23 protein-coding genes and 1 pseudogene are annotated in these 24,528 nt (G+C 38.6%); 3 read left to right on the forward strand and 21 right to left on the reverse strand.

What is annotated here, in order from left to right; all coding sequences use genetic code 11:
• Window positions 1-17: 17 nt before the first annotated feature.
• From SM123_RS06685 to SM123_RS06750, 14 genes are all read right to left on the reverse strand, one after another.
• Window positions 18-1,505, reverse strand: coding sequence for a DUF2142 domain-containing protein (locus tag SM123_RS06685; protein WP_320909287.1), 1,488 nt, complete (start codon window positions 1,503-1,505; stop codon window positions 18-20).
• Window positions 1,506-1,515: 10 nt separating this feature from the next.
• Window positions 1,516-3,261: a rhamnan synthesis F family protein gene (locus SM123_RS06690; RefSeq protein ID WP_320909288.1), complete on the reverse strand. Its 1,746-nt coding sequence runs from the start codon at window positions 3,259-3,261 to the stop codon at window positions 1,516-1,518.
• A 1-nt stretch (window position 3,262) separates the two neighbouring features.
• Window positions 3,263-4,612: a glycosyltransferase gene (locus tag SM123_RS06695; RefSeq protein WP_320909289.1), complete on the reverse strand. Its 1,350-nt coding sequence runs from the start codon at window positions 4,610-4,612 to the stop codon at window positions 3,263-3,265.
• Window positions 4,613-4,624: 12 nt separating this feature from the next.
• The gene (locus tag SM123_RS06700) at window positions 4,625-5,848 is read right to left on the reverse strand and encodes an ABC transporter ATP-binding protein (RefSeq protein WP_023026986.1); all 1,224 of its coding nucleotides are present in this window, start codon (window positions 5,846-5,848) and stop codon (window positions 4,625-4,627) included.
• A complete protein-coding gene (locus SM123_RS06705; RefSeq protein ID WP_214259797.1) occupies window positions 5,848-6,654 on the reverse strand; it encodes an ABC transporter permease in 807 nt (268 codons plus the stop codon). Before SM123_RS06705 ends, SM123_RS06700 begins: the two co-directional genes overlap by 1 nt.
• A gap of 2 nt (window positions 6,655-6,656) precedes the next feature.
• Complete coding sequence (locus SM123_RS06710; RefSeq protein ID WP_320909290.1) at window positions 6,657-7,595, reverse strand: glycosyltransferase family 2 protein; 939 nt, start codon at window positions 7,593-7,595, stop codon at window positions 6,657-6,659.
• Window positions 7,592-8,740, reverse strand: a complete 1,149-nt coding sequence (cps2T, locus tag SM123_RS06715) for a beta 1-4 rhamnosyltransferase Cps2T (protein WP_320909291.1) — start codon at window positions 8,738-8,740, stop codon at window positions 7,592-7,594. Before cps2T ends, SM123_RS06710 begins: the two co-directional genes overlap by 4 nt.
• A gap of 106 nt (window positions 8,741-8,846) precedes the next feature.
• The gene (gene rfbD, locus SM123_RS06720; RefSeq protein ID WP_320909292.1) at window positions 8,847-9,698 is read right to left on the reverse strand and encodes a dTDP-4-dehydrorhamnose reductase; all 852 of its coding nucleotides are present in this window, start codon (window positions 9,696-9,698) and stop codon (window positions 8,847-8,849) included.
• Window positions 9,699-9,763: 65 nt separating this feature from the next.
• Window positions 9,764-10,690, reverse strand: coding sequence for a glycosyltransferase family 2 protein (locus SM123_RS06725; protein WP_320909293.1), 927 nt, complete (start codon window positions 10,688-10,690; stop codon window positions 9,764-9,766).
• A gap of 56 nt (window positions 10,691-10,746) precedes the next feature.
• Complete coding sequence (locus SM123_RS06730) at window positions 10,747-11,721, reverse strand: glycosyltransferase family 2 protein (protein ID WP_320909294.1); 975 nt, start codon at window positions 11,719-11,721, stop codon at window positions 10,747-10,749.
• 98 nt (window positions 11,722-11,819) lie between these two features.
• Window positions 11,820-12,602, reverse strand: a complete 783-nt coding sequence (locus tag SM123_RS06735) for a glycosyltransferase family 2 protein (protein WP_320909295.1) — start codon at window positions 12,600-12,602, stop codon at window positions 11,820-11,822.
• Complete coding sequence (locus tag SM123_RS06740) at window positions 12,586-13,863, reverse strand: lipopolysaccharide biosynthesis protein (protein ID WP_320909296.1); 1,278 nt, start codon at window positions 13,861-13,863, stop codon at window positions 12,586-12,588. The genes SM123_RS06735 and SM123_RS06740 overlap by 17 nt, the downstream gene beginning before the upstream one ends.
• Entirely contained in the window at window positions 13,853-14,188 is a 336-nt protein-coding gene (locus SM123_RS06745; RefSeq protein WP_049472006.1) for a DUF2304 domain-containing protein, read from the reverse strand. The genes SM123_RS06740 and SM123_RS06745 overlap by 11 nt, the downstream gene beginning before the upstream one ends.
• Before the next feature lies 1 nt (window position 14,189).
• A complete protein-coding gene (locus SM123_RS06750; RefSeq protein WP_049472007.1) occupies window positions 14,190-14,900 on the reverse strand; it encodes a glycosyltransferase family 2 protein in 711 nt (236 codons plus the stop codon).
• Between the two features lie 127 nt (window positions 14,901-15,027).
• Here SM123_RS06750 and SM123_RS06755 point away from each other — a divergent pair, with 127 nt between their 5' ends.
• A complete protein-coding gene (locus SM123_RS06755) occupies window positions 15,028-16,008 on the forward strand; it encodes a Gfo/Idh/MocA family protein (protein ID WP_201037161.1) in 981 nt (326 codons plus the stop codon).
• Window positions 16,005-17,090 (forward strand): DEAD/DEAH box helicase, encoded by a 1,086-nt coding sequence (locus tag SM123_RS06760; protein ID WP_320909297.1) that lies wholly within the window; start codon window positions 16,005-16,007, stop codon window positions 17,088-17,090. The genes SM123_RS06755 and SM123_RS06760 overlap by 4 nt, the downstream gene beginning before the upstream one ends.
• A 42-nt stretch (window positions 17,091-17,132) precedes the next feature.
• On the opposite strand, the gene SM123_RS06765 is transcribed toward SM123_RS06760, so the two are convergent.
• The 5 genes from SM123_RS06765 to SM123_RS06785 form a co-directional block, all read right to left on the reverse strand.
• Window positions 17,133-18,515: a polysaccharide deacetylase family protein gene (locus SM123_RS06765; RefSeq protein ID WP_320909298.1), complete on the reverse strand. Its 1,383-nt coding sequence runs from the start codon at window positions 18,513-18,515 to the stop codon at window positions 17,133-17,135.
• A gap of 258 nt (window positions 18,516-18,773) precedes the next feature.
• Window positions 18,774-19,154, reverse strand: coding sequence for a lactoylglutathione lyase (gloA, locus tag SM123_RS06770; protein WP_023917784.1), 381 nt, complete (start codon window positions 19,152-19,154; stop codon window positions 18,774-18,776).
• Window positions 19,155-19,186: 32 nt separating this feature from the next.
• Window positions 19,187-20,545, reverse strand: a complete 1,359-nt coding sequence (locus SM123_RS06775) for a sensor histidine kinase (protein WP_320909299.1) — start codon at window positions 20,543-20,545, stop codon at window positions 19,187-19,189.
• A complete protein-coding gene (locus SM123_RS06780; RefSeq protein WP_021152983.1) occupies window positions 20,529-21,209 on the reverse strand; it encodes a response regulator transcription factor in 681 nt (226 codons plus the stop codon). Before SM123_RS06780 ends, SM123_RS06775 begins: the two co-directional genes overlap by 17 nt.
• Before the next feature lie 135 nt (window positions 21,210-21,344).
• A complete protein-coding gene (locus SM123_RS06785; protein ID WP_320909300.1) occupies window positions 21,345-21,866 on the reverse strand; it encodes a hypothetical protein in 522 nt (173 codons plus the stop codon).
• Window positions 21,867-22,071: 205 nt separating this feature from the next.
• Between SM123_RS06785 and SM123_RS06790 the strand changes: the two genes are divergently transcribed.
• Entirely contained in the window at window positions 22,072-22,605 is a 534-nt protein-coding gene (locus SM123_RS06790; RefSeq protein ID WP_320909301.1) for a biotin transporter BioY, read from the forward strand.
• A gap of 152 nt (window positions 22,606-22,757) precedes the next feature.
• On the opposite strand, the gene SM123_RS06795 is transcribed toward SM123_RS06790, so the two are convergent.
• Both SM123_RS06795 and SM123_RS06800 read right to left on the reverse strand, forming a co-directional pair.
• Complete coding sequence (locus tag SM123_RS06795; protein WP_320909302.1) at window positions 22,758-23,480, reverse strand: ABC transporter permease; 723 nt, start codon at window positions 23,478-23,480, stop codon at window positions 22,758-22,760.
• Window position 23,481: 1 nt separating this feature from the next.
• Window positions 23,482-24,437 (reverse strand): annotated as a pseudogene (locus SM123_RS06800) (ABC transporter ATP-binding protein).
• Window positions 24,438-24,528 lie beyond the last annotated feature (91 nt).

Consider the following 24,528-nt stretch of genomic DNA (forward strand, 5'->3'; position numbering starts at 1 on the left):
ATCCTTCCTAAAATTTTTTATCCCTGCAATTGAGTATAAATTCCGATACTAATTGTTAAAATATTTAAATACACTAACATATATTGCAAGCTACATTCGAAGTTCGAATCTTCATTCTGAATAGTCATATCTAAAAAACCAAATAATTTTCTAAACCAGGATCCACAAAAAAGTGGCAAAAACATCAGAATAAAATAATAATAACGACCTTGTACACCACCTACAGTAATATCACCTTTGTGGTATACCCTCGGATCTCCTGATATAGCAATTACTATTAATGAGGCAATACCTGCAAGTAAAAGAAGACAGTAATATTTAAAAAATGTTGGCATTTCAATTTTATTTTTTAATACAATGACAAACATAGCGAAAAAGAAAATAACTATCGAAATTGCAATTAAAAACGGAGACGATTCTGAAACATATTTCAATGGTTCAGAAACAAAATCATGAATAATACCGTATGGCGCTAAAAGTAAAGTTCTAATTAATGGTAATGGATGTGTTACAAAATATAATAGTCCTGGGCCTTTGCCTGACAAAGCATTGTCTGAAGCAAACAATTTAATGATTCCAACGTATGTAAAGGAAATGAATAAATTTAAACCAAACAGTATTGAACTGAATTTTCTTACTGATTTATCCTGATAATACTTATTTGGCAATATTGAAAATAGACTTCCAATTAATACAAACGGAAATTTTGCAAATGAAAATAATAATGTAGAGCATTGAAATACAAAAGCATATTTTCTATCAATTTTACGTTCACCTGATAGAATATTTGTCAATATAGCAAGACTAATTAAAGTGGCTCCAAAATATAAATAATCATAATGATAACCTGCTATGATGTACAATACTGCAGGGAATGTAGAAAATAAATATATCGCTTCTCTATAAACTTTGCTGATTTTTAATGCAATAAATACTAGAATGGCATATGCTATTACTTCGAAGATTCTTCCCAAATAATAGGAAACAAACACTTTTTTAGAGATTAATCTACCTATATTCCATCCAATTGCACTAGGAATGAAGGCTGGATTATCAAATCCAACTCTTACTCCTTTAATCTTACTTTCCTTATGCTCAACATTGAACCAATAATTTTTATCTTTTTTACTAGGATTTCTTAGTGCGTCATATTTAAAAACTGAATTATAATCTTCCAATTTCTCATTAGAATATTTAAAAATAGGACTATCCGAAATACTAATTACGTTTGGTAAATGAGACTCTTCATCTAATCCATATTGGACTGGTTTCACTACTGAAATTACACTACCAAAAATAATTATCAGAAAAAAAGCATTAATTGGCAATTTCTTTTTATCTTTTGGATCAAAAAGAATAAAATAAATCACAATACCAATAATTAATAGTATAATTTTGAGGTTGATAGTAAACTGAAATAAACTAGCCAAAAACACCCTTGAAAATAATACTAAAAATATAGCGATTAAAATATTTCTAATTCTAGTCTTATCAATAACTCCCATATAATTGACTCTACTTTCTTTTTATCATTCTTTTTAGTATATATTTCACAGCTCTTGCAGGACCAATTACGATATACTTCAAGGCTCCTTTGATCCCCCCAATTTGATTAAAGTCCACAAAGGTATGGGGTTGAAGATCTTCGCGATTGTTCAATTGCTTATTATCAATAAATGGTGTCAGAACATGTGGGTTTTGAGAGATCCTAAAGTCATATTTTTGATCCCAAGCAATGTAGATCAACAAACGTTCGATCGCATGCAATATCGAATTTTGAGGTAGTGGTTCAGCCGGAACATCTGCTACTGTCAAATTCAAATCAAAGAGTGGTTTCAAAGCATCGTATTTAAACCAAACAAAGGTCCCATAACTCATGACAAAGGTATTGAGATTTTTGAAGTCAATCGTCTTGGTCGCTCCCATTCGTTCCCAGAGCTTGTTCATCTCTGGTGAAATAAGAGCCTCATTCCAAGCAACCACTATTCGATTGTAACGGAAGAAAGTTGGAATATCTGCGATAGTGATTCCGACTTTTGGATTGACTTCCATATTGGCTAGGATTTTATCAGCCGGTTTGACCAACATCTCGATCAATTCTTTTCGCCAAGATTCACCTGCCCAGAAATCTGCTTCTTTAGATTTCTTAGTATGGAAATGGCCAACATAATCATATTGAGAGAGTTGCTCTTTTAAGAGCAGCATTGGCAATACATCTCGTCCAATGTTTCCAGTCACCACAACCGTCGCATCTTGTGCCCGATTAGAAAGAATTTGTCCAATATCCTGCTTCTTCTCTTCTACATCTGTCGTAATCCATAAGTCATAAGCAAAATGAAAAGCTTGGAAAGCATCTAGAAACTCTTCTAAAAGATCCACATAAAAGACATGGAGATGCACCGCAACTTTTTTATCAAAATCATCTGCCAATTCTTGGTTTATCAAGTACTTACGCGATAACAAATACGGATAGTCCGGACGATCAATCATAGACATATGGTTAAGAATCAAATCTAATGGATATTCCGATATACGTTCCAATTCGTCAAAAATGTAAGGCATGATTCCTTCATTGTTTGCAATGGTCTTGACCTTGATAAAAGGAACCTTATGTTTGAGAATGGCGGTAGGATTGTAGTAAGAAAAGTCTGGATAGAGCATCCCTGTGGTGTCTTCATGAATGGTATCAAAGACCGTCTTATAGCGAAAACCAGCATCTAATAAATTCGTTGTGACCTTGGTTTCATAGTTATCAATCACATCTTGAACATTAGTGAAGTCTTGAACTCCCTGCCAAAATTCATGGAAGGCACTTGATGTCAGCACCTGTTTTTTAAAACTAAGGTAATAACTCTGAATATGCTCGTTAAAATCCTTGTCTTTCCGGTAATTGGTCATTCCCCAGAAATCCACTTCATTATCATTTTCAAACCGCTGATAGATTGGTTCTAGATCCCAAAGAGGTCCAAAGCAGGTATCATTCATGAGGGTAACCGAATCAAAATGAGCCAGTTGGTCAAAGCCGACTGTCTTCATTCCATCCCGCCAGGCCGCAAAGTCAAAGCCACTATTTTGGCGCTCTAGAATATCGTCTACCAGATGCTGTGCTACTAAATTAGACTTCACATCTTCTGGTAGCTGACTATTAGAGATAAAGACCACCCGTGAATACAAGGGACGAATGTTTTCTAATTGGTAAAGTACATGTCCACTAATAAAATTAAACTTATTGTAGTGAACATATAAAAGTAAACGTTGCATATTATTTCCTTATTCTAAAGAATTTCAAGATCTTTGTTGGAATGGTCCAACGACGAGAATGGATGACTGTATTATATGCTTCTTTCGTAGCTTGCAACTCTGCCTCAAGATTTTTCAAACTATTTTGACAATCTAACATTTCAGCAGCAAAAACTTTTCCAATATAATCCGGTGCAGAGGGATTATCTATAGAAATCATTTTATAGCTCAGTTGATACACAACTTCTTCTTCAACTTCATAAATCAATTGAGGATCTGGTTCACTAAAAAGAAACAAATTATCTGTAACGATACCATTACTATAAACTGGCGAGCAAACCTTTCCGTTAGAATCTCTCAATTCAACATCATAGTAATAACTTGGACTTTCAGACAGATCAACTCGGATAACAGAAGTTCCCTTCGGAATTTCGATTGCCAGACTATCTTCTTTTTGAAGAAGTTTGGTCATGGTACGATCTTCCGAATAAGTATTTTCTTCGTCACCAAAATAAATTGTAACAGACTCCATTCCGATGTGTGAAAGAGAATCCATTGGTTTGGAAAGACGAATCTCATAAGTATTATTACGATCTAAAAGGATCTTCGTCATCTCTTTATAATCGGCATTTGGATATTTATCAAGATACTCAAGTTGTGTTTTCAACAACTTATGAAATCGTCGTTCTAATTTTTTAAAATCAGTAGGACGAGAATCCGATCCTTGATTAATGGTATAAGCAACTGTCGCTTCATCCAGATAGGCTAAAGAAGTCCGTTGAAAGAGTTCCAATTGGAGGTTGAAAGTATCATCTGATGTCGTTAAATCTAACTCTTGATTGACTTCTAACATCAGATCTCTTTCAACTAGCCATGTAGAGGCCATGGTAAAACCTCTTGTTGCAAGCATCTTTTCATAGGTATCTGCTAATGGAATTGTATGATTAGCAAAGCCAGCCTTAGAAACGAGAGTTCCGTTTTCATCATAAATATCAAAATCCGTATTGGACCATTTGCAATCAGGCTCACTTTCTAATAAGTCAACCTGTTTCTGAAGTTTTAAAGGGTCTAACCAAAAATCATCTCCGTCACAGCGGGCAATATACTTTCCACGTGCTTCTTTACAGATAGAGACCCAGGTTTTAGAAATTCCCTGATTCTCATCCTGATAAAAGGCACGAATCAGATCAGGGTAGTTGGCTTGATAATCCTGAATGATAGAACGAGATCCATCGCTTGAAGCATCATCCACCAAGATAATCTCATAATCAAACTCAGTTTGTTGGGCTAAGAAGCTATCAATCGTCTTCTTTAACCAGGGCTCTTTATTAAAAACCGTACAAATAATCGAAACAAAAGGCGTCGTTTCCATATTTCCCTCAGTCTAGTCAGTCATTGACCATGTTCCATTGCGTTGGATTAAGCCACTTGCCGCATCCATTGCTGATTTATCATCCAAAGCGATATCATCTCGATTGATAAAGATCAGTGGAGTTTGGGTAGCATCTGAAAAAGCCAACATCTGCCCTTCAGCATCCCTTACTGTCACTTCTAATTTCATTTTCAAGTCATTTACTGTTGGCAGTGAACAAGTATAATGAACCGTTTTATGTCCAGCCCCACTGATCAGCTGATTCATAGAATTATCGTTATAGATCCATATGTTCCGATCGATATCCGTCAAAGACAGAGCGATATATGTCTGGATATCTTCACGAACATCAAAATCAATCTGGAATTGAATAGGATCCTGAGGGCGTAATTTGTTCGAACTTAACAACTGAAGCTGAAAATTTTCAACCAAGGCATTTTCTTCCTGGTTTGAATTACCTGCTCCATTAGCTTCTCCTCCCTGTTGCAAAGGAGCTGTATTATCAAAACTATATTGGTTTGCAACATTCTCAGGACTACCAATTGCTTTCACCAATCCATTTTCAATCAAAACAGCCTTGTTACAATATTTCTTGACGGCTCCCATATCATGGGTAACCAGGATCGTGGTTTTCCCTGATTTCTTGCGTTCTTGGAAGTAATCGTTACACTTGCGTTGGAAGGCCTCATCTCCTACTGCAAGGACCTCGTCCAAAATCAAGATATCACCTTGGGCCTTAATCGCGACCGAAAAGGCTAGACGAACCTGCATCCCTGATGAGTAGTTTTTGAGCTTTTGGTTCATGAATTCATGCAACTCAGCAAAGTCTACGATATCATCATACATGGCATCAATTTCAGCCGTTGAGAAGCCCAACATGGCCCCGTTCATATAGACATTTTCACGACCAGTCAGTTCCGGGTTAAAGCCCACTCCAAGCTCAATGAAAGACACCAGTTTCCCATCGATAGTGACAGTACCTTTTTCTGGTACATAGATTTCAGAAATAATTTTTAAGAGGGTTGATTTCCCAGAACCATTTCTTCCGAGGATCCCGAAAAAGTCTCCTTTTTCTACTTCAAAAGAAATATCCTTGAGAACGTGCTGTTCTTTATAGCCTTTAATGCCTTTAAAGCGATTGACCAGGGCAGTTCGAAGACTATTGGTTGCCTCCGTTGGCAACTTAAAGTACTTGCTGACATGGTCTACTTTTACTGCAATTTGTTTATCTGTCATTAGAGAATCTCCGCAAATTTCTTAGCATGTTTGTTAAAGTAAGCAAAGCCAGCGACAAAAATAAGAATTGGTAAAACATAAGGAATCAGAACCAAGAACTTATTCTCTACCAAAAGCCAAACAGGGGTGTTGGCCTTATCAATTAAGAAATAACGCATGTCTTGGATGATTTGAGCCAAAGGATTCATCATGACCAATTTGGCAGCCCACGGATTGCGGTCTGCGATAAAGGTAATTGGGTAGATAATTGGCGTCGCATACAATCCAGCTTGCAAGAGCACTTCCCAAACTTGACCTAGGTCACGGAAACGAACGAAAAATGTCGCTAAAATCAATGCACATCCTGTCGCCATCAAGAACAACTCAAAGAATAGCGGAATCACCATCAAAGCTGTCCAAGAGAATGTCACCCCATTGAAGAATGAAAAAATCAACACGACAACCAGGTTAATGACAAAGTTGATGGCTGCTCCTGAAATCGCAGACAAAACAATGATGTGTTTGGAGAAATTCAACTTGCGCAACAGGTCGCCTCGACTAACGATCGACACCATCCCCATGGATGTGGCTTCTGAGAAGAAGCCCCAGATTACATTGGCCAACAAGAGGGCAACTGGGAAATGGGGCACATCCCCACCCAAGCGTAAAAAGCGGATGAAGACGACGTACATGATCGTAAAGGTCATCAGGGGCTTTAAAATGGACCAAAGATAGCCAATCGCTGACCCTTGGTAGCGTAATTTAAAGTCCGTTTTAATTAACTCTCGTAATAAAATTCGATTTTTCTGACTAAAAACGTCAAACATTATTATTTACCTCGATATGCAAACTTTGTCAGAATCAAGCTGGTAAACACAACCGTATGAAAAGCCCGGTTCTTCCGGTAACCGTACTGACGAATCCGTCTCAAACGTTCTTTTAGTGGAACATCCATAATGGTGACAAAGTTTTCAATGATTTCTTTAGTTTGGGAACTGACAGGCAGATCCAATAAATTTTTTGCTTGTTCTTGACTGGACTCGATGAGATTCCAATATTTAGCAAACAAAATATGAGGGCGAACCCAGTTTTTGACCCGTTTTCTAAGGGTACGAGCCCCCAGAACATTGCTACTGTGCTGACGGTACAATTCTGTCGGCTGATCGATATAGATGAGCTTTCCAAAGGCAGTTGCCAACAAAGCCAAGTACCAATCATGCATAAGGAGGGCATGTTTTTCTTGACCTGTCCATAAGTCAGCCAGCGCGTGGTTAATCATGGCCACTCCGCCAGTTACCGTATTTTCCGTCAACTCTTGAATCAGTTCTGTATTGGCATGATCAGACTGGGTGCGAATCATACTCTCATGTTGCACATTCAAGTTTTCATCGACCACTTTTAAATCTGTGTAAACCAGCAAAGGCTCTTCTTGAGGATGCTTGGCTGCTTCTGCTACTTGCAGGGCAATCTTTTCTGGTAGCCAAACATCATCTTGGTCACTGAAGCAATAAAGATCCGCTTTTTCATATTTCAGAAGCGTATGGAAGCTCTTGATAACACCAAGATTTTCGATAGCTCCTTGGTTGATAAAGCGAATGCGCTCATCCTGGGCCACCAACTCTTGAATGATCTTCACCGTACCATCTGTTGACCCATCATCTCGGATCAAGAGTTGCCAATTCTGATAAGTCTGGTCTTGGATACTTTTGACCTGCTCTTTTAGATACTGTTCACCATTATAGGTGGACAACAAGATATTTACTTTCATGATAAGAATAATTCCTCGTACTCACCTACAATTTTTTCCCAGGTAAAGTTTTGCTTCATATTGACCTTGGCTCGTTGACCCCATTCAGATACGTCTTCTAAAGGATCGACCTGGTCGATCAAATGCGCCAAATTCCCAGTTTCTTTAGTCCAATATTGAGCTGCGTCCTTTGCGACTGTTTGGTTAAAGGAGACTCCTAAAACCAAATTGAGATCCGTCTGGGCAAGAGCCTCTAGGAGACCAGGATTAGTTCCGCCCACTTCATGACCATGGATATAAGCAAAGGCTTCTTTACGGATATACTTCAACAGTTCTTGATCATAGACCGTTCCTACAAACTTGACGCGTGGATCCTGATCAAATCCAGTTCGAGCTCGGAGTTCCTCAAAATAAGGATTGCCTTCGTGGTTACAAATAATCACCAAATCCCGTTTGGTGGAAGAGGCCATAAATTCACGAATGGCAGGCTCATAATTATTTTCTGGAACAAAGCGGCCCAAGATCAAATAATAGTTCTTCTCCTGTGTCTGCCATTTCTGATAGAATTCTCGGACCTTATTATCCTGACTGATCAGGCTGGTTGGAGACAAGTCCGTTCCGTAGGCAATATAGGTCGTCTTGGACCAAGGATAGGCTTCCTTGATATAAGACTCAATACCCGGGTTGTCAGATATCACCAAGTCAGCGTGGCGCGTCATGATCTTTTCAGAATACTTGAGATAGGCTTGGATCGGCTTGGCCCACTTGGCCCGCTTCCACTCCAGTCCATCTGGATTGATATAAAATAGTCCGCCTATCTTATGGATCTTACGCGCAAAAGGCGCCACAAAGGCTCCGATTGTATTTCCCAAGACGTAAAAAATCGGCTGTTCAATTCCTTGTTTCTTAATAAGCTTCAAGGCATAGTTGATGGCCATCATATCATAGGCAATGACACGCGCAGGCCCAAGTTTAGGGGCTTGAATTGTAAAACAATCGACACCCTTGTAGTCAAAATGGTAATAGGCTTGATCATTAGAAAGGCAGGCAACATGGTACTGGATATCTGGAGACACTCGATGCGAAACCAATTGGTCCACAAAAGTCTCAAAACCGCCATATTGAGCCGGAAGCCCACGACTTCCGATAATAAAAACGTGTTGCATAAAATTTCCTTTCTAACAATTTACAGTCTATTCAATTATACCATTTTCTAGGCTTTTTGCCTAATCCAAACAGAAAAGCGACCACAAGGGTCGCTTCAATTTTCACTTATTTCACTTCTTGTTTGTAAAACTCTTTCAAGGCATCTTGCCAAGTTGGAATGACGAACCCTGTAGCCTTAGCCTTAGTCAAGCTCATCGTAGAGTTAAGTGGACGTTTCGCCTTAGCTGGGAATTGGCTAGAATCCACTGGTTTCACTTCTACATCAGTGTCTTTGAGGATTTCAACTGCAAAGTCATACCAAGTTGTATCTTCTTTCGCATCGTTAGACAAGTGGTAATAACCATACTCCTCACGGTTTTCAGCCAAATAGGTCATAAACTCTGCAAGAGTACGGGTCCAGGTTGGGCGACCATGTTGGTCATTGACGACGGTCAAAGTCTTGTGCGTCTTAGCTAAGTTTTGCATGGTGAAGACAAAGTTCTTACCGTAGTTCCCAAATACCCAAGCCGTACGGATGATATAGAAGTTAGACACATGCTTCTCAACCAATTCTTCCCCCATACGTTTGGTACGACCGTACTCAGTTTGAGGATCTGGTTGATCATCTACTTCCCATTCTTGTCCCACTGGTTTTTTCCCATCAAAAACGTAGTCCGTTGAGATATAGACCAAAGTTGCACCGTGCTTTTCAGATGCCTTTGCTACATTTTCCGTACCCGTCACGTTGATAGCATAGTCCAACTCTTTTCCTTCATCTTCAGCCGCATCAACAGCTGTGTAAGCAGCACAGTGGTAGACTAGGGTTGGTTTCACTTCTGCGAATACCTCATCTACTTTCTCTGCATTAGTGATATCCATTTCAGCCACATCAACAGCTACATATTCTTCATTTCGTTCATCCAACAAATGGCGAAGTTCTGTTCCAAGTTGCCCATTTGCTCCTGTAATTAAAATCATGTTAAATTCCTTTCAAATGCTTTTTCCCTATCATTATAGCAAAAAAAGCAGAAGTTTTCTGCTTTTTACTCACTTTTCTCTTTGATGACATAGATTGGACGTTTCTTGGTTTCCATGAAGATTTTTCCGATATATTTTCCTAAAATCCCAATGGTCAATAATTGGAATCCTCCAAGGAATAGAATCACTGTCATAAGGGATGGCCAACCTGAAGTAGGATCCCCAAAGACTAAGGTGCGGATTACAATCAAAATCATCATGATAAAAGCCAAAATCCAAGATAACAGTCCACCAATAAAGGCAATGTTTAATGGGGCATCCGAGAAATTGATAATCCCTTCAATCGAGTACTTAAAAAGGGACCAAAAATTCCAAGACGTCTCTCCTGCTACGCGTTCTACATTTTTATATTCGAGGTATTCTGTCTCGAATCCTACCCAAGCAAAAATCCCTTTTGAAAAACGATTGTACTCCGATAACTCCATAATGGCATCGACCATGGGACGGCGCATCAAACGGAAATCACGCGTCCCGTCAACCATTTCCACTTGGCTAATATGATTGATCAATTTATAAAACATACGCGCAAAGAAAGAGCGGATCGGTGGTTCCCCATCACGGGTTACGCGTCTCGTTCCGACACAGTCTAAATCCGACTGTTCCTCCAACTTCTGCTTCATTTCAATCAATAACTCCGGTGGGTCCTGCAAATCTACATCCATGACGGTCACATATTCACCACTAGCACGCTCAAGTCCAGCGTACAGCGCCGCCTCTTTCCCGAAATTTCGAGAAAAAGAAAGGTAGTGCACATTTGAATCTGTAACATGTAGCTTTCGAAGAACGGATAGTGTACCATCTGAAGAGCCATCATTTATAAAAATATATTCAAACTTTTCTCCCATCTTCATCCGAACACGTTCCATTTCTCGATAAAATAATGGAATCGATTCTTCTTCGTTAAAACATGGGACTACAACTGATATAACCATTCATTGCTCCTATTAACATCTGCTACTAACTTATCAGTAAACTGTATATCTTCTAACTACCCTTTACAATACAGTTTTGCAAACAGTTTTAATAAACCGAACTTTTCAATCAAGTTCATTGTAAAGATAGCTAGTTTAACCATAAACCTCTCATCTCTAATTTCTCGATTAAAAACAGAAAGAGTGGACTTCATTCCATTTATCCTGATCCAATCATTAATTTCTTTATATTGACGTAAAAACTCTGCACTTGTAGAATGTCTCCCACCGTCCAATAACCAATAAAGAGTAAATTTTTTTATAAAAAATTTAATTAATTTAGTTTCAGAAAAATCTTTAGGGATAATCGCTGCTATTTTATCAAGTACATTCTTGATATCTAAATTTGGATTAAATCCTTTATTTAATGTATTAGACGCACTATTCTCATTGAAAAACCAATTATATCCACAATATGGGATAGTTCTTATATTTTCAGATTTTGTATATACCGTTAAGCTGAATAACAAGTCCTCAGCCAGCGGAATATCTGGAAAAGAAAGTTCGTGATCTACTAAAAATTTTTTTCTATAGATGCGAGCACATGGTGAAATCGATCTATATTTCGACCATTTATCTTTACCCAATTGGATAGAAAATAGTTGTTTACCATCTTGGTTTACTCTCTGAAGACCTCCAATAACTGCATCATCTATCCCACTTGATATTTCATCATAAAACACCTGCAAGTAATCTGGGTTTATATAATCATCACTATCGATAAACATGATGAATTCACCTTTTGCAAGCTTGATACCTTCATTTCTAGTATAGGCTGCACCTTTATTTTCTCGACTCAAAGTTCTAATATTTGGAGAAAATTGTTGGTATTCATTCAATATTTTAAACGAATTATCCTTTGAACCATCATCAATTGCAATAATTTCAAATGATTTAAAACTTTGATTTAAAACGGAATCTATACATCTTTTGAGATATAATTCTGCATTATATACTGGAATAATGACACTAATCTTAGGCGCTTCTTTCACAATCTTATCCTTTATATATTTTAATAGAACCCATAGTTTTGCAAATAATTAAGATATTCAAACTTTTATATTGTTATCAAACCTCGAGCACGCAATCTTTAACCATTCGTATCCTGACTCTTTTTATAAAAACGATTTAAACATTTCGCTAATACGTTTGGCCAAAAGAGTTTAAACATCATGTAATCTTCCTTTGTTCGAGTATTGTCACTAATGGTATTACTCGTTTCAGAGTCTTCATGAATACGATGACACATTAATTTCTTTGGAACATATACAAATCTGCCATCAAATTTAGCCAAATGGTACCAGGCAAGCCAATCTAGACTAACTCTCCATTCCTCATCAAATCTAAAGCCCTTAACCAATTTTAAATTATAAGTTACAGCAGGGCAACAAATTGGATTTCCAAAAGCAAGAATCCGATTTCTCCACCACTTAGTTTTAGGGAATAATGAGATTGTTTTTAACATTAATGATTTGATTTTTAGATTTGAAGTCGGTTTAATGACCTCTCCATTTTTTTCTTCAAAATAATCAGAATAAAGAATGATAGCATCTTGATGCTTCTTTATCCTCTCTTGAATTTCCATTAAATAGGTTGGTTCGTAATAATCATCTTGATGGGCTATTGTAGCATATTGGGTAGTAACAAAAGATAAAGCATTATTCCAATCTTTCCCAATCCCGCCACCTACAGTTGTATTAAACGGAATGGCATATTTTTGGCAAATACTTTCGATAAATACACTTGGAGTAGAAGTATACAAAATGATATTACTTTTTACGGTTTGGCTTAATAACGAATTTATACAATCCTCTAAAAAAGGACTATCCCCATAAGCACAGATTACAAATGTATGATCATTCCACTGATTCATATTTTTGAATCTCCTTCCTTCTCATAATCACAAAGACAATCCAACTAGCAATGGTGTAAAACAACATAACAATAACAAAACTAAGCCCTGCTCCAAACAAGCCAAACTCCCTCATCACTATAGGCGTAAGAATATTCGTCAATAACGCCATTGCGACATAAACATAGAGTAGATAGACTTGTTTCCTCAATATAATTAAAAAATCACCTATGACAGAAGCTATAGAATATAAAAAGCCGGAAAGCACTAAAATAGTAAGTAATAAACTATAATTTGATAAATCAATACCACTTATAATATTCAAAATAGGAATCCCTATCAAATAGGCCAGTATTGATACTACTAGTCCCAAAATCATAAGCAATAATAAAATCTTACGAATCATAGCATTAAATGTATGAAATCTTTTTTCTGACCATTGTTTTGCCAAATCGGTTATTAACGGTCTTAGTGCTAATACAAATAAACTCATAAAGAAAACAGGCATGAATAGAATACTGAAATCCCTTTGAGCACCTTCACGTAATACGCCCTCTACTAGCAATTTATCAATCACTTGTTTTGGATAATTCAATACATATACCAATAAAAAGCCGTTGACAAACAATGGAAGGCAAGTTTTCATGATGCTAATTGATCGCTTAAATGTAGCAGATGAAATCTGATTAAAAGGTATCGTTCTTATTTGTTTGGATTGGATGTAATCACCTCCAAAAACAAAAAGAACATTAAAAAAACATAAACAAATTAAAGAAAAAATTAAAGAATTTGAAAGTAACAAACTAATTAGGAGAATGATTGTGCTTAAACTATAACGAAGCACCATTAATTTCCCTGCAATATCTAAACGTTCATGTTGTTGAAATAATCCTTGGAATAAATCAGAAAAAGCATCACAAGAACGATAAAGCACCGTTAGGATGATAATTAAAAATAAATCCCCTTTTCCAACATTATTTCCACTAAAAAATAAATACGGAAATAGTGAAACTAACATTAAACAAACAGTAATAACCCTAGTTAGCCAATATTCCAAATACGAGTACGTTTCTTTCAAATCAGTCGCCTGATAATTTCTAACTTGAAAAATACCAATTACAACCCATAGGTTTCCAATTGCATAAGCCAAACTAAAATTATCAGCATCACTTGCGGAAGTATAACGAGAGACAATAATCAAATACAATATTGAGACTGCAGCTGCTGCTATATTTCCTGCAAAATTCCAAAAATAAATACTCCTATTTACTTTATTGTTCATTTTCATTCTCACTTCTTAATAAAGCAATCGTTTGTGACAATTTCTTAATCTGTACTGATTGTTTTGATACAGTACGAGTTAATGAAAAAATTAAAAATATTAATAAAAATGTACTTAATAAAAAAATAAAGTTACTTAGCGTCTGAATACCAAGAAATAAAGATATTGCTCCAATCAAATTAGGAAACCAAATGACTGGCAACGATAGCAAACAAAGAATGAGCCAAGAAATGACATTTCTCAGTTCAACGACTTTCTTTGCAACTAGGCGTAGAATATAAACGATAAAAATAATTACAATAAGGGTTAACCAAATATTTAGCATGTTATTTCTTATATCCTCCACCAATTCTAGCCAATAGCATTGCCATTGTCACTTTGATCATATAGTAAACAGACTTACTGAATGTAATCGATGATTCTCCATGTTCTCGCTCGTTCATCAAGACCGGCACTTCTGCAACGGAATAGCCTGAGGTTAAGAGGGACACAATCGTCTCTGGTTCTGGATAATCACTTGGATATTGTTTAGCAAATTCTTCAATCACCTTTCGATCAGCCACTCGCAATCCTGAGGTTGGATCTGTTACCTTTTGACCGGTTAAAATCTTAATTAATTTTTCAAAAAATGAAATTCCAATCCGTCGCGCGAAGGAGGATTGGAAACCTTGATTTTCAATGAAACGAGAGCCAATCACCATGTTCACATTCTTCTCTTGAAGGACTTGAAGCATCTTTCTGATAAATTCAGGATTATGCTGACCATCTCCATCCACTTGAACAGCATATTGATAGCCATTTTTAACTGCATATTGATAACCAGTCTGGACAGCACCACCAATTCCTAAATTAATCGGTAAATCGATAACGTTAAAGTTGTTATTGCGACAAATTTCAAGTGTATGATCTGTAGAACAATCATTGATAATGACATAATCAAATTCAGGTGTATGTTCTTCAATCATCTTGATTGTTTTTTCAATATTTCCACTCTCATTATAAGCAGGAATAATGATCAGTAATTCTGAATTTCTCAATCCTATTGTTTTCCCTTCTAAGCATATCACTTCATTATACAATAATCAGTGCATATTTTCTACTTTATACTGTCCCCTCCCCCTTTTCATGGTATAATAGAGTGAATCGATTACGGAAGGACACCTTATGTTAAAGCTGGGAATTATTGGTACGAGTTGGATTTCACATGAATTTATTACAGCTGCTCATCAGACAGGCCACTATCACTTGCATGCTGTGTATTCGAGAAAGATGAAGACAGCTCAAGAGTTTTGTGAGCCTTATGGGGCGGTCTCTTGCTACACGGATTTCATCGACTTCTTAGACAGTGAGCTGGATGTGATTTACATTGCTAGCCCCAATTCTCTTCATTTCGCTCAGGCCAAGCTTGCTATTCTGGCCAAGAAGCATGTCATCATTGAAAAACCGGCTGTGACCAAGCCTTCTGAATGGAAGGAGCTGGTCAAGCTCGCTAAGGAGCACCAGGTCTATCTCTTTGAAGCTGCCAGAAATTACCAAGAAGCAGCCTTTCAAGTAGTTAAAGACTTCCTCTCTAATCAGGAAATACTGGGCGCCAACTTCACCTTTGCCAAATATTCTTCCAAATTGCCAGCCCTTCTTGCAGGTGAGATGCCCAATATTTTCTCAGATGTCTATGCAGGTGGAGCTTTGATGGATCTGGGTGTCTACTGCCTCTACTTGGCGATTGGCTTCTTTGGAGAACCGATCTCCAGTCACTACACCGCTCAGCAATTACCCAATTCGGTTGATCTCTATGGTCAAGGTGTCTTGATTTATCCAGAGTTTCAGGTTGCCATTCAGGCAGGGAAAAATATCACCAGCCATCTACCTGCTGAAATCTACACCAAGACTGGAACGCTGACTCTCAATGCTGTAGCAGCCATCAACCAGGCTCGCTTCGTCAGCCATTCTGGGGAAGTTATCGACCTTCCGATCCAGCCCTGCCCGCACCAAATGCAAGAAGAGGCGGAAGCCTTTGCCCTTGCCATCGCTCATCAAAAGCCAGCTGCTTATCTTGAATGGTTACAAACAGCTGAGCAGGTCCATGAAACCCTCTACCATATGCGTCAAAGCGCTGGAATACAATTTAAGGATGAAAAAGAATGAAAGAACAATTTCCACAAACCTGGAAAGACCAGTTAGAAACACTCGGATTTGATGCATTCACTGAAATTCAGGAACAGATCTTCTCCCCTATCTATGAAGGAGAAAATGTCCTCGGGATCAGTCCTACCGGTACTGGTAAGACACTTGCCTACCTCTTTCCGAGCTTGCTCAAACTCAAACCGAAGAAGGCCCAACAACTCTTGATTTTGGCTCCTAACACAGAGTTAGCAGGACAAATTTTTGATGTCACCAAACAATGGGCAGATCCTCTCGGTCTCCAGACACAACTCTTCCTTTCAGGATCTAGTCAAAAACGGCAAATCGAACGCCTCAAAAAAGGACCCGAAATCCTGGTTGGGACGCCTGGTCGGATCTTTGAACTGATCAAGCTGAAAAAGATCAAAATGATGAATGTGGAAACCATCATTTTAGATGAATTCGACCAATTACTGAGCGATTCTCAGTACCACTTCGTCGACAAGATCAACCACTATGTTCCCCGTGACCACCAATATATCTACATGAGCGCCACAGCCAAGGTCGATCCAGACCAATTAGAGGAAAATACTCTTCGCGTTACGGTTGATGGAGTTTCTTTGGACAATATCCAACATTTTTATATGCAAGTGGATAAGCGGGACAAGGTCGAATTGCTCCGCAAACTCGCCTACGTCGAAGATTTTCGTGGTCTGGCTTTTTTCAATAGCCTGTCTGATCTGGGTAGTGCTGAGGAAAAACTACAATACCGTGGTGTTGAGGCTGTATCGCTCGCCAGTGATGTCAATGTCAAATACCGCAAGGTCATTCTGGAACGCTTCAAAGACCATCAGCTGACCCTCTTGCTGGCCACCGATTTAGTCGCTCGTGGAATCGACATTGAACATCTTGAGTGTGTGATTAACTACGATATTCCTCGTGATGTGGAGACCTATACCCACCGTGCCGGTCGAACAGGACGAATGGGGCGTGATGGCTATGTAATCACCTTTATCACCCACTCAGAAGAACTCAAATCCTTAAAAAAATACGCTTCTGTCCGTGAACTAGTTTTAAAAAATTCCGAACTCTTTTTAAATGAATAAGAAAATCCTCTGCTAGTGAATGAACTGCAGAGGATTTTTACGTTAATTTCCATTGTAATAGATGCGATGGCTTTCAAGTTGATAATCCAACAATTCATCCACCGTTACAAAAGTATAGCCTTGTGATTTGAGGTAGTCAAGGACGGTCGGTAGAGCATCAATCGTGGTTTGATGGATATCATGCATGAGGATAATCGAACCCGGTTTGACTTCTTTTTTCACTTCATTGAGAATAGCCGTCGTATTATGCGTCTTCCAATCTAGGCTATCCACATCCCACATGATGAAGGATTGGTCGACACCGTATTGGATGGCACTATTGATGGCTCCATACGGAGGACGGGTAATCTTGGTCTGCACACCTGTCGCTTTTTGAATAGCTTCTTGGGTATCCAAGATCTCTTTTTTAGCATTATCCAAGCTCAATTTTGGCAACTGAGGATGATCCCAGGTATGGTTCCCGATTTGATGACCTTCTTTGCGGACTTGCTTAGCAATATCCGGATTCGCGCTGACATTTTTTCCAACCATAAAGAAGGTAGCTTTAGCATTGTATTTCTTTAAGATGGCCAGCGCCTGAGGAGTCGTGGTTGGATCTGGTCCATCATCAAAAGTCAGAGCAATCATCTTACGGTGGCGTTCTTCTATATAGGATTCGTAAGAAGCTAGATCATCAGGAAGCAAGCGCTCTGAATCGATCACATCATAGAATTTAGATAAGGGAACAGTAAAGGTATCATCTCCCTTGACCTTGCTTGGAAACGGGATGGTGAAATTCCCTTTTTCATATTGGAATTCCCATTGGCTCAAGTCCAACTCTGAGAAGTGGGCAACCATTTGATCAATGCTTTCCTCATCTAGCTGACGAAAGGCTAGATTCCCTCGTAGTTCCTCCAAAAAGATCTGTTTGGCTCCATCTGGATCCGCAAAAACCTGGCTCAGGGTCAAAGGATTGTCCTCATCATCCAAGTAAAAGAGAGGCAACTTCACCGTCTCATCTTTGATGAATTTTCCTTTTTTGTACTGGTATTCAGCCCGTTTAATTTGGATAGGATGATAACCAACAAAAGGTGCTTCTGCTTCTTCACTATGGTAGAAGGTCAGATGCTTAGGCTCTTTGGTTTTCTCATCGGTTCCTAGACGCTGAAGGTCTTCTTGGATCTTCTCTTTAATAATCTCAACAGGCTGTCCATCCTTAGTAGGATAAAAAGCAGTCACATAAGAAGTTCCTAAAATTCCTTCCTGAACCTGGGCATCTTTTCCTTTTTCAGAGCTTTTCTCTAGTTGGGTAACCTTAGCAAACTGATCTTGATAGGCTTTTTGCTCACGAAGCCTTTGAATCTTTTGATACCCGATATACAAAAGACTCAGAAAAAGGAGATTTATAATGATTAATAAAATAGTTTTCGTGTGTTTGAATCTCATAACTTTATTATAGCAAATTTCTCTCGAAAAAACAGTCCTTTTTTGTAAATGGTTTCATAAAAAAGAGAGAGTGGGACAGAAATCGGTAATTCGTTAGAATTCGATTTCGTCGTCCCACCTCCGCACAGTTGAGTAGGGCTGTAAAAGCTGATGCAATCAGCGTAGTAGAGCCCACTCAACCACTGCGTCTTGCTCGACAATCCAAAAATAATTGAGAGGCTAGGACTTTTGTCCCAGCCCCCTTATTTTTAGTCCCTCTTATTTTTCGCGAATGACTTCTACCTTATAACCATCTGGATCTACAACAAAATAGTAATTCGGTTGTGTTCCTGGAAGACCTTTTGGTTCTGTCACTTCATAGCCTTTAGCCTTGTGTTCAGCATTCAAACCTTCTAGATCAGGAGTACTCAATGCCACGTGAGCATAGCCGTCTCCAATCACATAGGGACCATGATCGTAATTATAAGTCAATTCTAACTCATAGTCATCTCCAGGCAGGCCTAAGTACACGATAGTGAACTTGTAGTCTGGGAAATCTTTCCGGCGTTTTTCTTCAAAACCAAATGCATCTTGGTAAAAAGCGATTGATTTTTCTAAGTTTTCCACACGAAGGCAAGTGTGTAACATTTTTGAACTCATAGGTATTCCTCTTTTCTATTTTTAAAAAATTATCAACGATTTTTTTTACGACTTTCCGTCTTAATGGATAATTTCACTTCAAAGATGGTCCCTTTGGGTTTATTATCTTTGACTTGAATGGTCCCTTTGAAGGCTTCTACAATCTGCTTAGCGAGGGATAACCCCAAACCAAATCCACCTTTTTGACGGGTTCTGGCCTTGTCGACCCGGTAAAAACGATCAAAGATCCGTTTCTTATCCTCATCTCGAATCCCTGGACCATTATCCAGCACCCTCAAAAGTAGATTTTTGTCCTTCAATTGAACTTCAAACTGGATCTCGCCATCTTCATCGGTATATTTCAAGGCATTATCATAGAGAATGGTCATCAATTGCTTGAGGAGCGTTCTATCAGAACAAATGACTTTGTCCACCTGATTGTCTCCTCGGAAGATTTTGTCATTTTCTTCCGCAATGATCTCAAAATTCGAGAAGGTCTGATCGAAAAAGCTTGGTTCGATGTCTTCCATCTCTGGCTTCAAGCCATCATCTCTTCGGGCGATATTGAGAAGGTTGGTGGTCAAGAGCTTCATATTTCGAACTTCATCTAAGCTAGATGCAATGCTCTCGCTCGATTCCATAATGGTCGCTTCAGGCTTTCTAAAAAGCGTTTCGAGGCGATTTTGTAAGACTGCTAGAGGCGTCCGCAACTCATGAGAAGCATTTTCTACAAAAGACTTTTGCTTTTGCATACTCTCAAGCAGCGGCTTAACGCTGAGACGGGCAAGGAAGAGACTCGCAAACAAGGAGATTCCCCAGAAGCAAATCATGACAAGAGCGATCTGGCTTTCATGTTCCTCACTGGTCTGCTCTAGCTGACTAATATTGGTCATGACAACCGCATACTTGATGTCACTATCACTTTCATCATCAGATAAACTCAACTCTGCCATATAGGCCCGGTAACTTTCTTTTTTCCCATAGCTATTTGTAATTTGAAGCTGGGAAACCTTGTTGAGGAGCTTTCGACCAAACGTCACCGTTTTGAAGTTTAAAAACCCATTACCGGTTGTCAAGTTTTCATATTTTTTATTGAGCAAAACAACAGTGGTATTGGATGTGACATCCCCTTTAGGTTCTGATTTATCATGATCTGGGATCATCATCTCATGATCATTATCATCTCCTTTGGTATTTGACTGTCGCTGGTCTCGATAAGCAATCGCTACAAGTGAGTAGGGATCCTGACTGAGAGTCTTGAGGTTCTCATCGACCGTTGTATAGAGACTCGAGCGCATGACCTGGATAATAATCAGGGTCATGGCTGAGAATATCAAAGTAAAGAGCCCAAAATATCGGATGAAGTAGGAAAAATCATCTTCCCCGACGGTTTTCTTAATTCTGGTTAGCATCTTTTAAGATATACCCCACACTGCGCAATGTTTGCAAGTTCTCAACGAAATCAGTACCTTTTAATTTCTTACGGATTTTTGAAACATAGACTTCAACCACTGAGATGGTTGTGTCACTATCAAAGCCCCAGAGACGATCGAAGATCTGGGTCTTTGGAAGGATGACATTTTGGTTTTGAAGGAAATAGACCAAAAGATCAAATTCCTTCCCAAGAAGTTCCACTTCTTTCCCATCCACATAAGTCGAATTGGTAGATAAATTGACCTTCAAATTGCCATAATTAAGGGTGTTTTCATTGACCTTTCCTGAGCGCTTCAAGAGGGCTTGAATCCGCATCTTGAGTTCTTCTAGGTAGAAAGGTTTGGTGAGGTAATCGTCTGCACCTAGCTCAAAGCCGTGCCCTTTGTCATCCAGACTTTCTTTAGCTGTCATGATCAAAACAGGGGTTGTCACGCCTTTTTCACGCAACTCTTTTAGAACATGGAAGCCGTCTTTTTCAGGAAGCATGAGATCCAGCAGAATCAAATCATAGATCCCGCTTTCTGCTTCGTAAAGACCTTCTTCTCCGTCAAAGACCTGCATAACGTCCGCAAAATCATCTAAAAAATCAAATACTGAATTTGATAAACCAAGGTCATCTTCGACCAATAGAATTTTAATCATCGTCGTATCCTCTTCTCTTTCCTGAGTGAGTCTTTCTAATCTATTCTTAACCATTATAACACGACTTGCCTTCATTTCCTATAGTTTAGAACCTGGTTTGATGATCAAATTCAGTCTATCTGAGGAAGGCTTGTTTTATGAGTTTGTCGTGTTTTCTTTGTTATTTTGACTATCACTCGTCTTGTTTTTATTTTTTGAATTCTTCTTATTGGACTTCTTAGAAGAACCCTGGTTTTCATCTTGTCCGCCAGATTGGTTCATGCCATTTTCTGGACCATTTCCTTGAGGGCCACCATTGCCTTCCTGTGGCATTTGACCAGGTCCACCTCCTTGCGGGCCACCTTGAGGACCACCGCCTTGAGGACCGCCGTCCTGTGGGCCACCATTTTGCTGGTTTCCTTGTGAAGCATGGCCATTTTGACTATTTTGTTGCTGATTGGATCCTTGGTTCTGAGCCGTTTGGACCGGTTGAGAAAATTGTTGATTATTGGAAGATTGTGAGGCGATGACACCGACACCAAAGCCACTTCCAGCACCAACCAACAATCCACCAACGGCTGCCATGCCAATCCACCACTTAGGACTTCGTTTGAGGACAACCATTTTTTCTTTGGATTCTTGCGTTTCGACTACTTGTTTTGTTTCTTTTTGATTCATCTTTTTACCTTTTATCTTTTTGTACAAGTACTTGTCTTTTAAAATTTAAAGGGAGCTCGATCCTTTAGTAAGGCGATTATACTTTAGGAGTCTTAAGCCTGCCTAAATTTTTACTTAAAAAATCCTAAAACAAGCGTGGGCTATTGACAGGTTGAGCCCCTTATTGTAGAATAGTTACCATAAAATAAATCAGAGGTTAACTGTTATGAAGAAAATCTTTCCCTTAGTTCTCATCTCCATTGGAGTGGCCATGATCTCCGTCCTATCTCAATTCACTATTCCCTTTGGTCCAATTCCTTTGACCCTACAGACACTCATGATCGGGATCATCGGGACCATCTATAAACCCAGCCATGCCTTTGTCACTGTCTGTCTTTACCTGCTTTTAGGCTTCTTAGGTTTCCCAGTATTTGCCGGAGGTGCTGGTGGTGCTTCGCATTTCCTTGGTCCTACTGCTGGTTTCCTCCTCTTCTTCCCATTCCGAGCATGGATCACGTCTCTGTTCACGAGTGCTAAATCCAGCCTTGTCACTATCTTTTTGGCCAATCTCCTCAGTAGTGCTCTCCTCTTCGTGTCAGGAGCTATCGGCTTTATGCTGGTCACGCATACCGATCTCCAAAAAGCATTTGCTTTGGTCGTTGCTCCCTTTATCCTTGCTGACCTCATCAAACTGGTCATCATCACGATCACCAGCAAGGCAATTTTTGCCAGCCTCAAACACCACTGGTATTTCAAATAAGATACAAAGGGCTTAGCGGATATATTAAAAAAATCAACATCTGAACGCAGATGTTGATTTTTGTTGTAGGGATGCATTGGTAAATCTCTTCAATTGAATTCCTTTTAAAGAGAACACTGTTTTAATGATGAAAAACATAGATCCTCCTTCCTTTATTTTTCCTTATAAAGAACTCTCAAGATCAGTAACTGTGTTAACAAAGTCCAGATGATCAGAATGGTGAAGTCAAAAAATGAGACGTGACCATGACTATAGACACAAGCTCGTAGGAGGTTGACAGAAGGGACAAATGGAAGAACATGGTAGAGATGGTTTATCCAATCTGGAAGACGACTCGCTGGGTACATGATTGGAGAAAACATCAAACCAATCATGAGAATCAACTGAGACATCAGCGTGACAATATTGGGAGAAAAAGTATAAGCAATGGCAAATCCAAGACTAATCATCGTAAGACAGATCAGAAATAGAATGAAAACAGCCAGAACAGATACATTTAGGCGGACAGAAAAACGAAAATAGCCCAGTATAACAGAAATGAATACTCCAGGCAAAATAGCAATCATCCACATCCAAAGATCTGCTAAGGAAATCAGAATTCGAGGTATTGGAAGGGCTCGTACATAGTCTACATGTCCTTCTGACTTCGCATTTGCTATAACAGGGGATGAGATCGTACAGCCAATAGAAATGATTCCTATCAGAACTGAACCAGAAGAGAGATAGTAGGCAGCTGTCGTATCAATCTCACCAATCACTAGTGGATAACCAAAAAGAAGTGAAATGGATAACAGAACCTGAGCTAGCGTAAAGAGTAGAAATAGATCTTTTTGACGAAGATAGTTCCAACGAAGTAAGTAAAAAAATTGAGTCATATCAGTTTGTCAACTCCTCTCTATAAAGATCTGAAATGGATACGTTTTTCTGAGTAAGTGACAGATTAAAAATATTCTTTCTATCCAATTCCTGTGTTATTTTTGGTAGCAGAATCGTTATCTCCTTCTCTTCTACTTCAATCTGGCAAATCGAACCATTGATAATGGTATAATCTTGGAATAGAGCTAAGCTATCTTCATTCCTAAACTCAAAAGAGATTTGATACTGCTTTTGATAGGTTATTTGCTGAACTGGGCCTGATTTGATTAACTTCCCATGGTTAAATAAGGCATAGTTGTCTGCATATTTTTCAACTTCCAACAAGTTATGTGTCACAATAATAATGGTATGACCTTTATGGGCTAGCTTCTGTAATAATTGCCACTGTTTTTCACGACGTATTGGATCAACATCGTTCGTGGGTTCATCAAGAAGAATGATAGTCGGAGATCCGATCAAAGCCATTGCAAAAGAAGTTAGACGCTTTAAACCGCCTGAGAGATCCTTCCCTTGTTTTGCCCGGTACTCCTTAATTTCCAAGTCGGTTAAGAGCTGATCCATTTCTTTTTGTAAATCTAAGGTGTTTAATCTCTCATTCTTCCAAGCATTTCTAAGTTTTGTTCCACCGTTAATTTTTCAAGTGGTGCATACTGTTGCGACATATAGCTCATCATTGAGCGAGCTTGTTTACGATTCTGTACAAAAGAAATATCTCCATAGCATACATCTCCTTTATCAGGTTTGGTAAAACCAATCATTTGATTTAAGAGGGTGGACTTACCAGCACCATTGTGTCCTAAAAAAGCTGTAATTTTAGCAGCTTCTATTTCTAAGGAAATATGGTTATTAGCAAAATGTTGCTTATCAAATGATTTTGTCAAATCTTTAATAGTCAGTGTCGCAAATGTCTTCATCTCATCACTCAAGACTGAGAAGATTTTCCCAGCTTCCTTCATTTTTGATAAGATTATTGTATAATAAACATATGACTTTCCATGGTTTACGTCATGATTGACCATTTTAGTGTCATAATTAGCCAACTCAATT

It is taken from the genome of Streptococcus sp. S5 (assembly GCF_034134805.1).
Taxonomy (GTDB): Bacteria; Bacillota; Bacilli; order Lactobacillales; family Streptococcaceae; genus Streptococcus; species Streptococcus lingualis.

Bases quoted from the DNA above. Each gene is read 5' to 3' on its own strand.
- SM123_RS06685 (WP_320909287.1), bottom strand. From the start codon at position 1,505: ATGGGAGTTATTGATAAGACTAGAATTAGAAATATTTTAATCGCTATA.
- SM123_RS06690 (WP_320909288.1), bottom strand. From the start codon at position 3,261: ATGCAACGTTTACTTTTATATGTTCACTACAATAAGTTTAATTTTATT.
- SM123_RS06695 (WP_320909289.1), bottom strand. From the start codon at position 4,612: ATGGAAACGACGCCTTTTGTTTCGATTATTTGTACGGTTTTTAATAAA.
- SM123_RS06700 (WP_023026986.1), bottom strand. From the start codon at position 5,848: ATGACAGATAAACAAATTGCAGTAAAAGTAGACCATGTCAGCAAGTAC.
- SM123_RS06705 (WP_214259797.1), bottom strand. From the start codon at position 6,654: ATGTTTGACGTTTTTAGTCAGAAAAATCGAATTTTATTACGAGAGTTA.
- SM123_RS06710 (WP_320909290.1), bottom strand. From the start codon at position 7,595: ATGAAAGTAAATATCTTGTTGTCCACCTATAATGGTGAACAGTATCTA.
- cps2T (WP_320909291.1), bottom strand. From the start codon at position 8,740: ATGCAACACGTTTTTATTATCGGAAGTCGTGGGCTTCCGGCTCAATAT.
- rfbD (WP_320909292.1), bottom strand. From the start codon at position 9,698: ATGATTTTAATTACAGGAGCAAATGGGCAACTTGGAACAGAACTTCGC.
- SM123_RS06725 (WP_320909293.1), bottom strand. From the start codon at position 10,690: ATGGTTATATCAGTTGTAGTCCCATGTTTTAACGAAGAAGAATCGATT.
- SM123_RS06735 (WP_320909295.1), bottom strand. From the start codon at position 12,602: ATGAATCAGTGGAATGATCATACATTTGTAATCTGTGCTTATGGGGAT.
- SM123_RS06740 (WP_320909296.1), bottom strand. From the start codon at position 13,863: ATGAACAATAAAGTAAATAGGAGTATTTATTTTTGGAATTTTGCAGGA.
- SM123_RS06745 (WP_049472006.1), bottom strand. From the start codon at position 14,188: ATGCTAAATATTTGGTTAACCCTTATTGTAATTATTTTTATCGTTTAT.
- SM123_RS06755 (WP_201037161.1), top strand. From the start codon at position 15,028: ATGTTAAAGCTGGGAATTATTGGTACGAGTTGGATTTCACATGAATTT.
- SM123_RS06760 (WP_320909297.1), top strand. From the start codon at position 16,005: ATGAAAGAACAATTTCCACAAACCTGGAAAGACCAGTTAGAAACACTC.
- SM123_RS06765 (WP_320909298.1), bottom strand. From the start codon at position 18,515: ATGAGATTCAAACACACGAAAACTATTTTATTAATCATTATAAATCTC.
- gloA (WP_023917784.1), bottom strand. From the start codon at position 19,154: ATGAGTTCAAAAATGTTACACACTTGCCTTCGTGTGGAAAACTTAGAA.
- SM123_RS06775 (WP_320909299.1), bottom strand. From the start codon at position 20,545: ATGCTAACCAGAATTAAGAAAACCGTCGGGGAAGATGATTTTTCCTAC.
- SM123_RS06780 (WP_021152983.1), bottom strand. From the start codon at position 21,209: ATGATTAAAATTCTATTGGTCGAAGATGACCTTGGTTTATCAAATTCA.
- SM123_RS06785 (WP_320909300.1), bottom strand. From the start codon at position 21,866: ATGAATCAAAAAGAAACAAAACAAGTAGTCGAAACGCAAGAATCCAAA.
- SM123_RS06790 (WP_320909301.1), top strand. From the start codon at position 22,072: ATGAAGAAAATCTTTCCCTTAGTTCTCATCTCCATTGGAGTGGCCATG.
- SM123_RS06795 (WP_320909302.1), bottom strand. From the start codon at position 23,480: ATGACTCAATTTTTTTACTTACTTCGTTGGAACTATCTTCGTCAAAAA.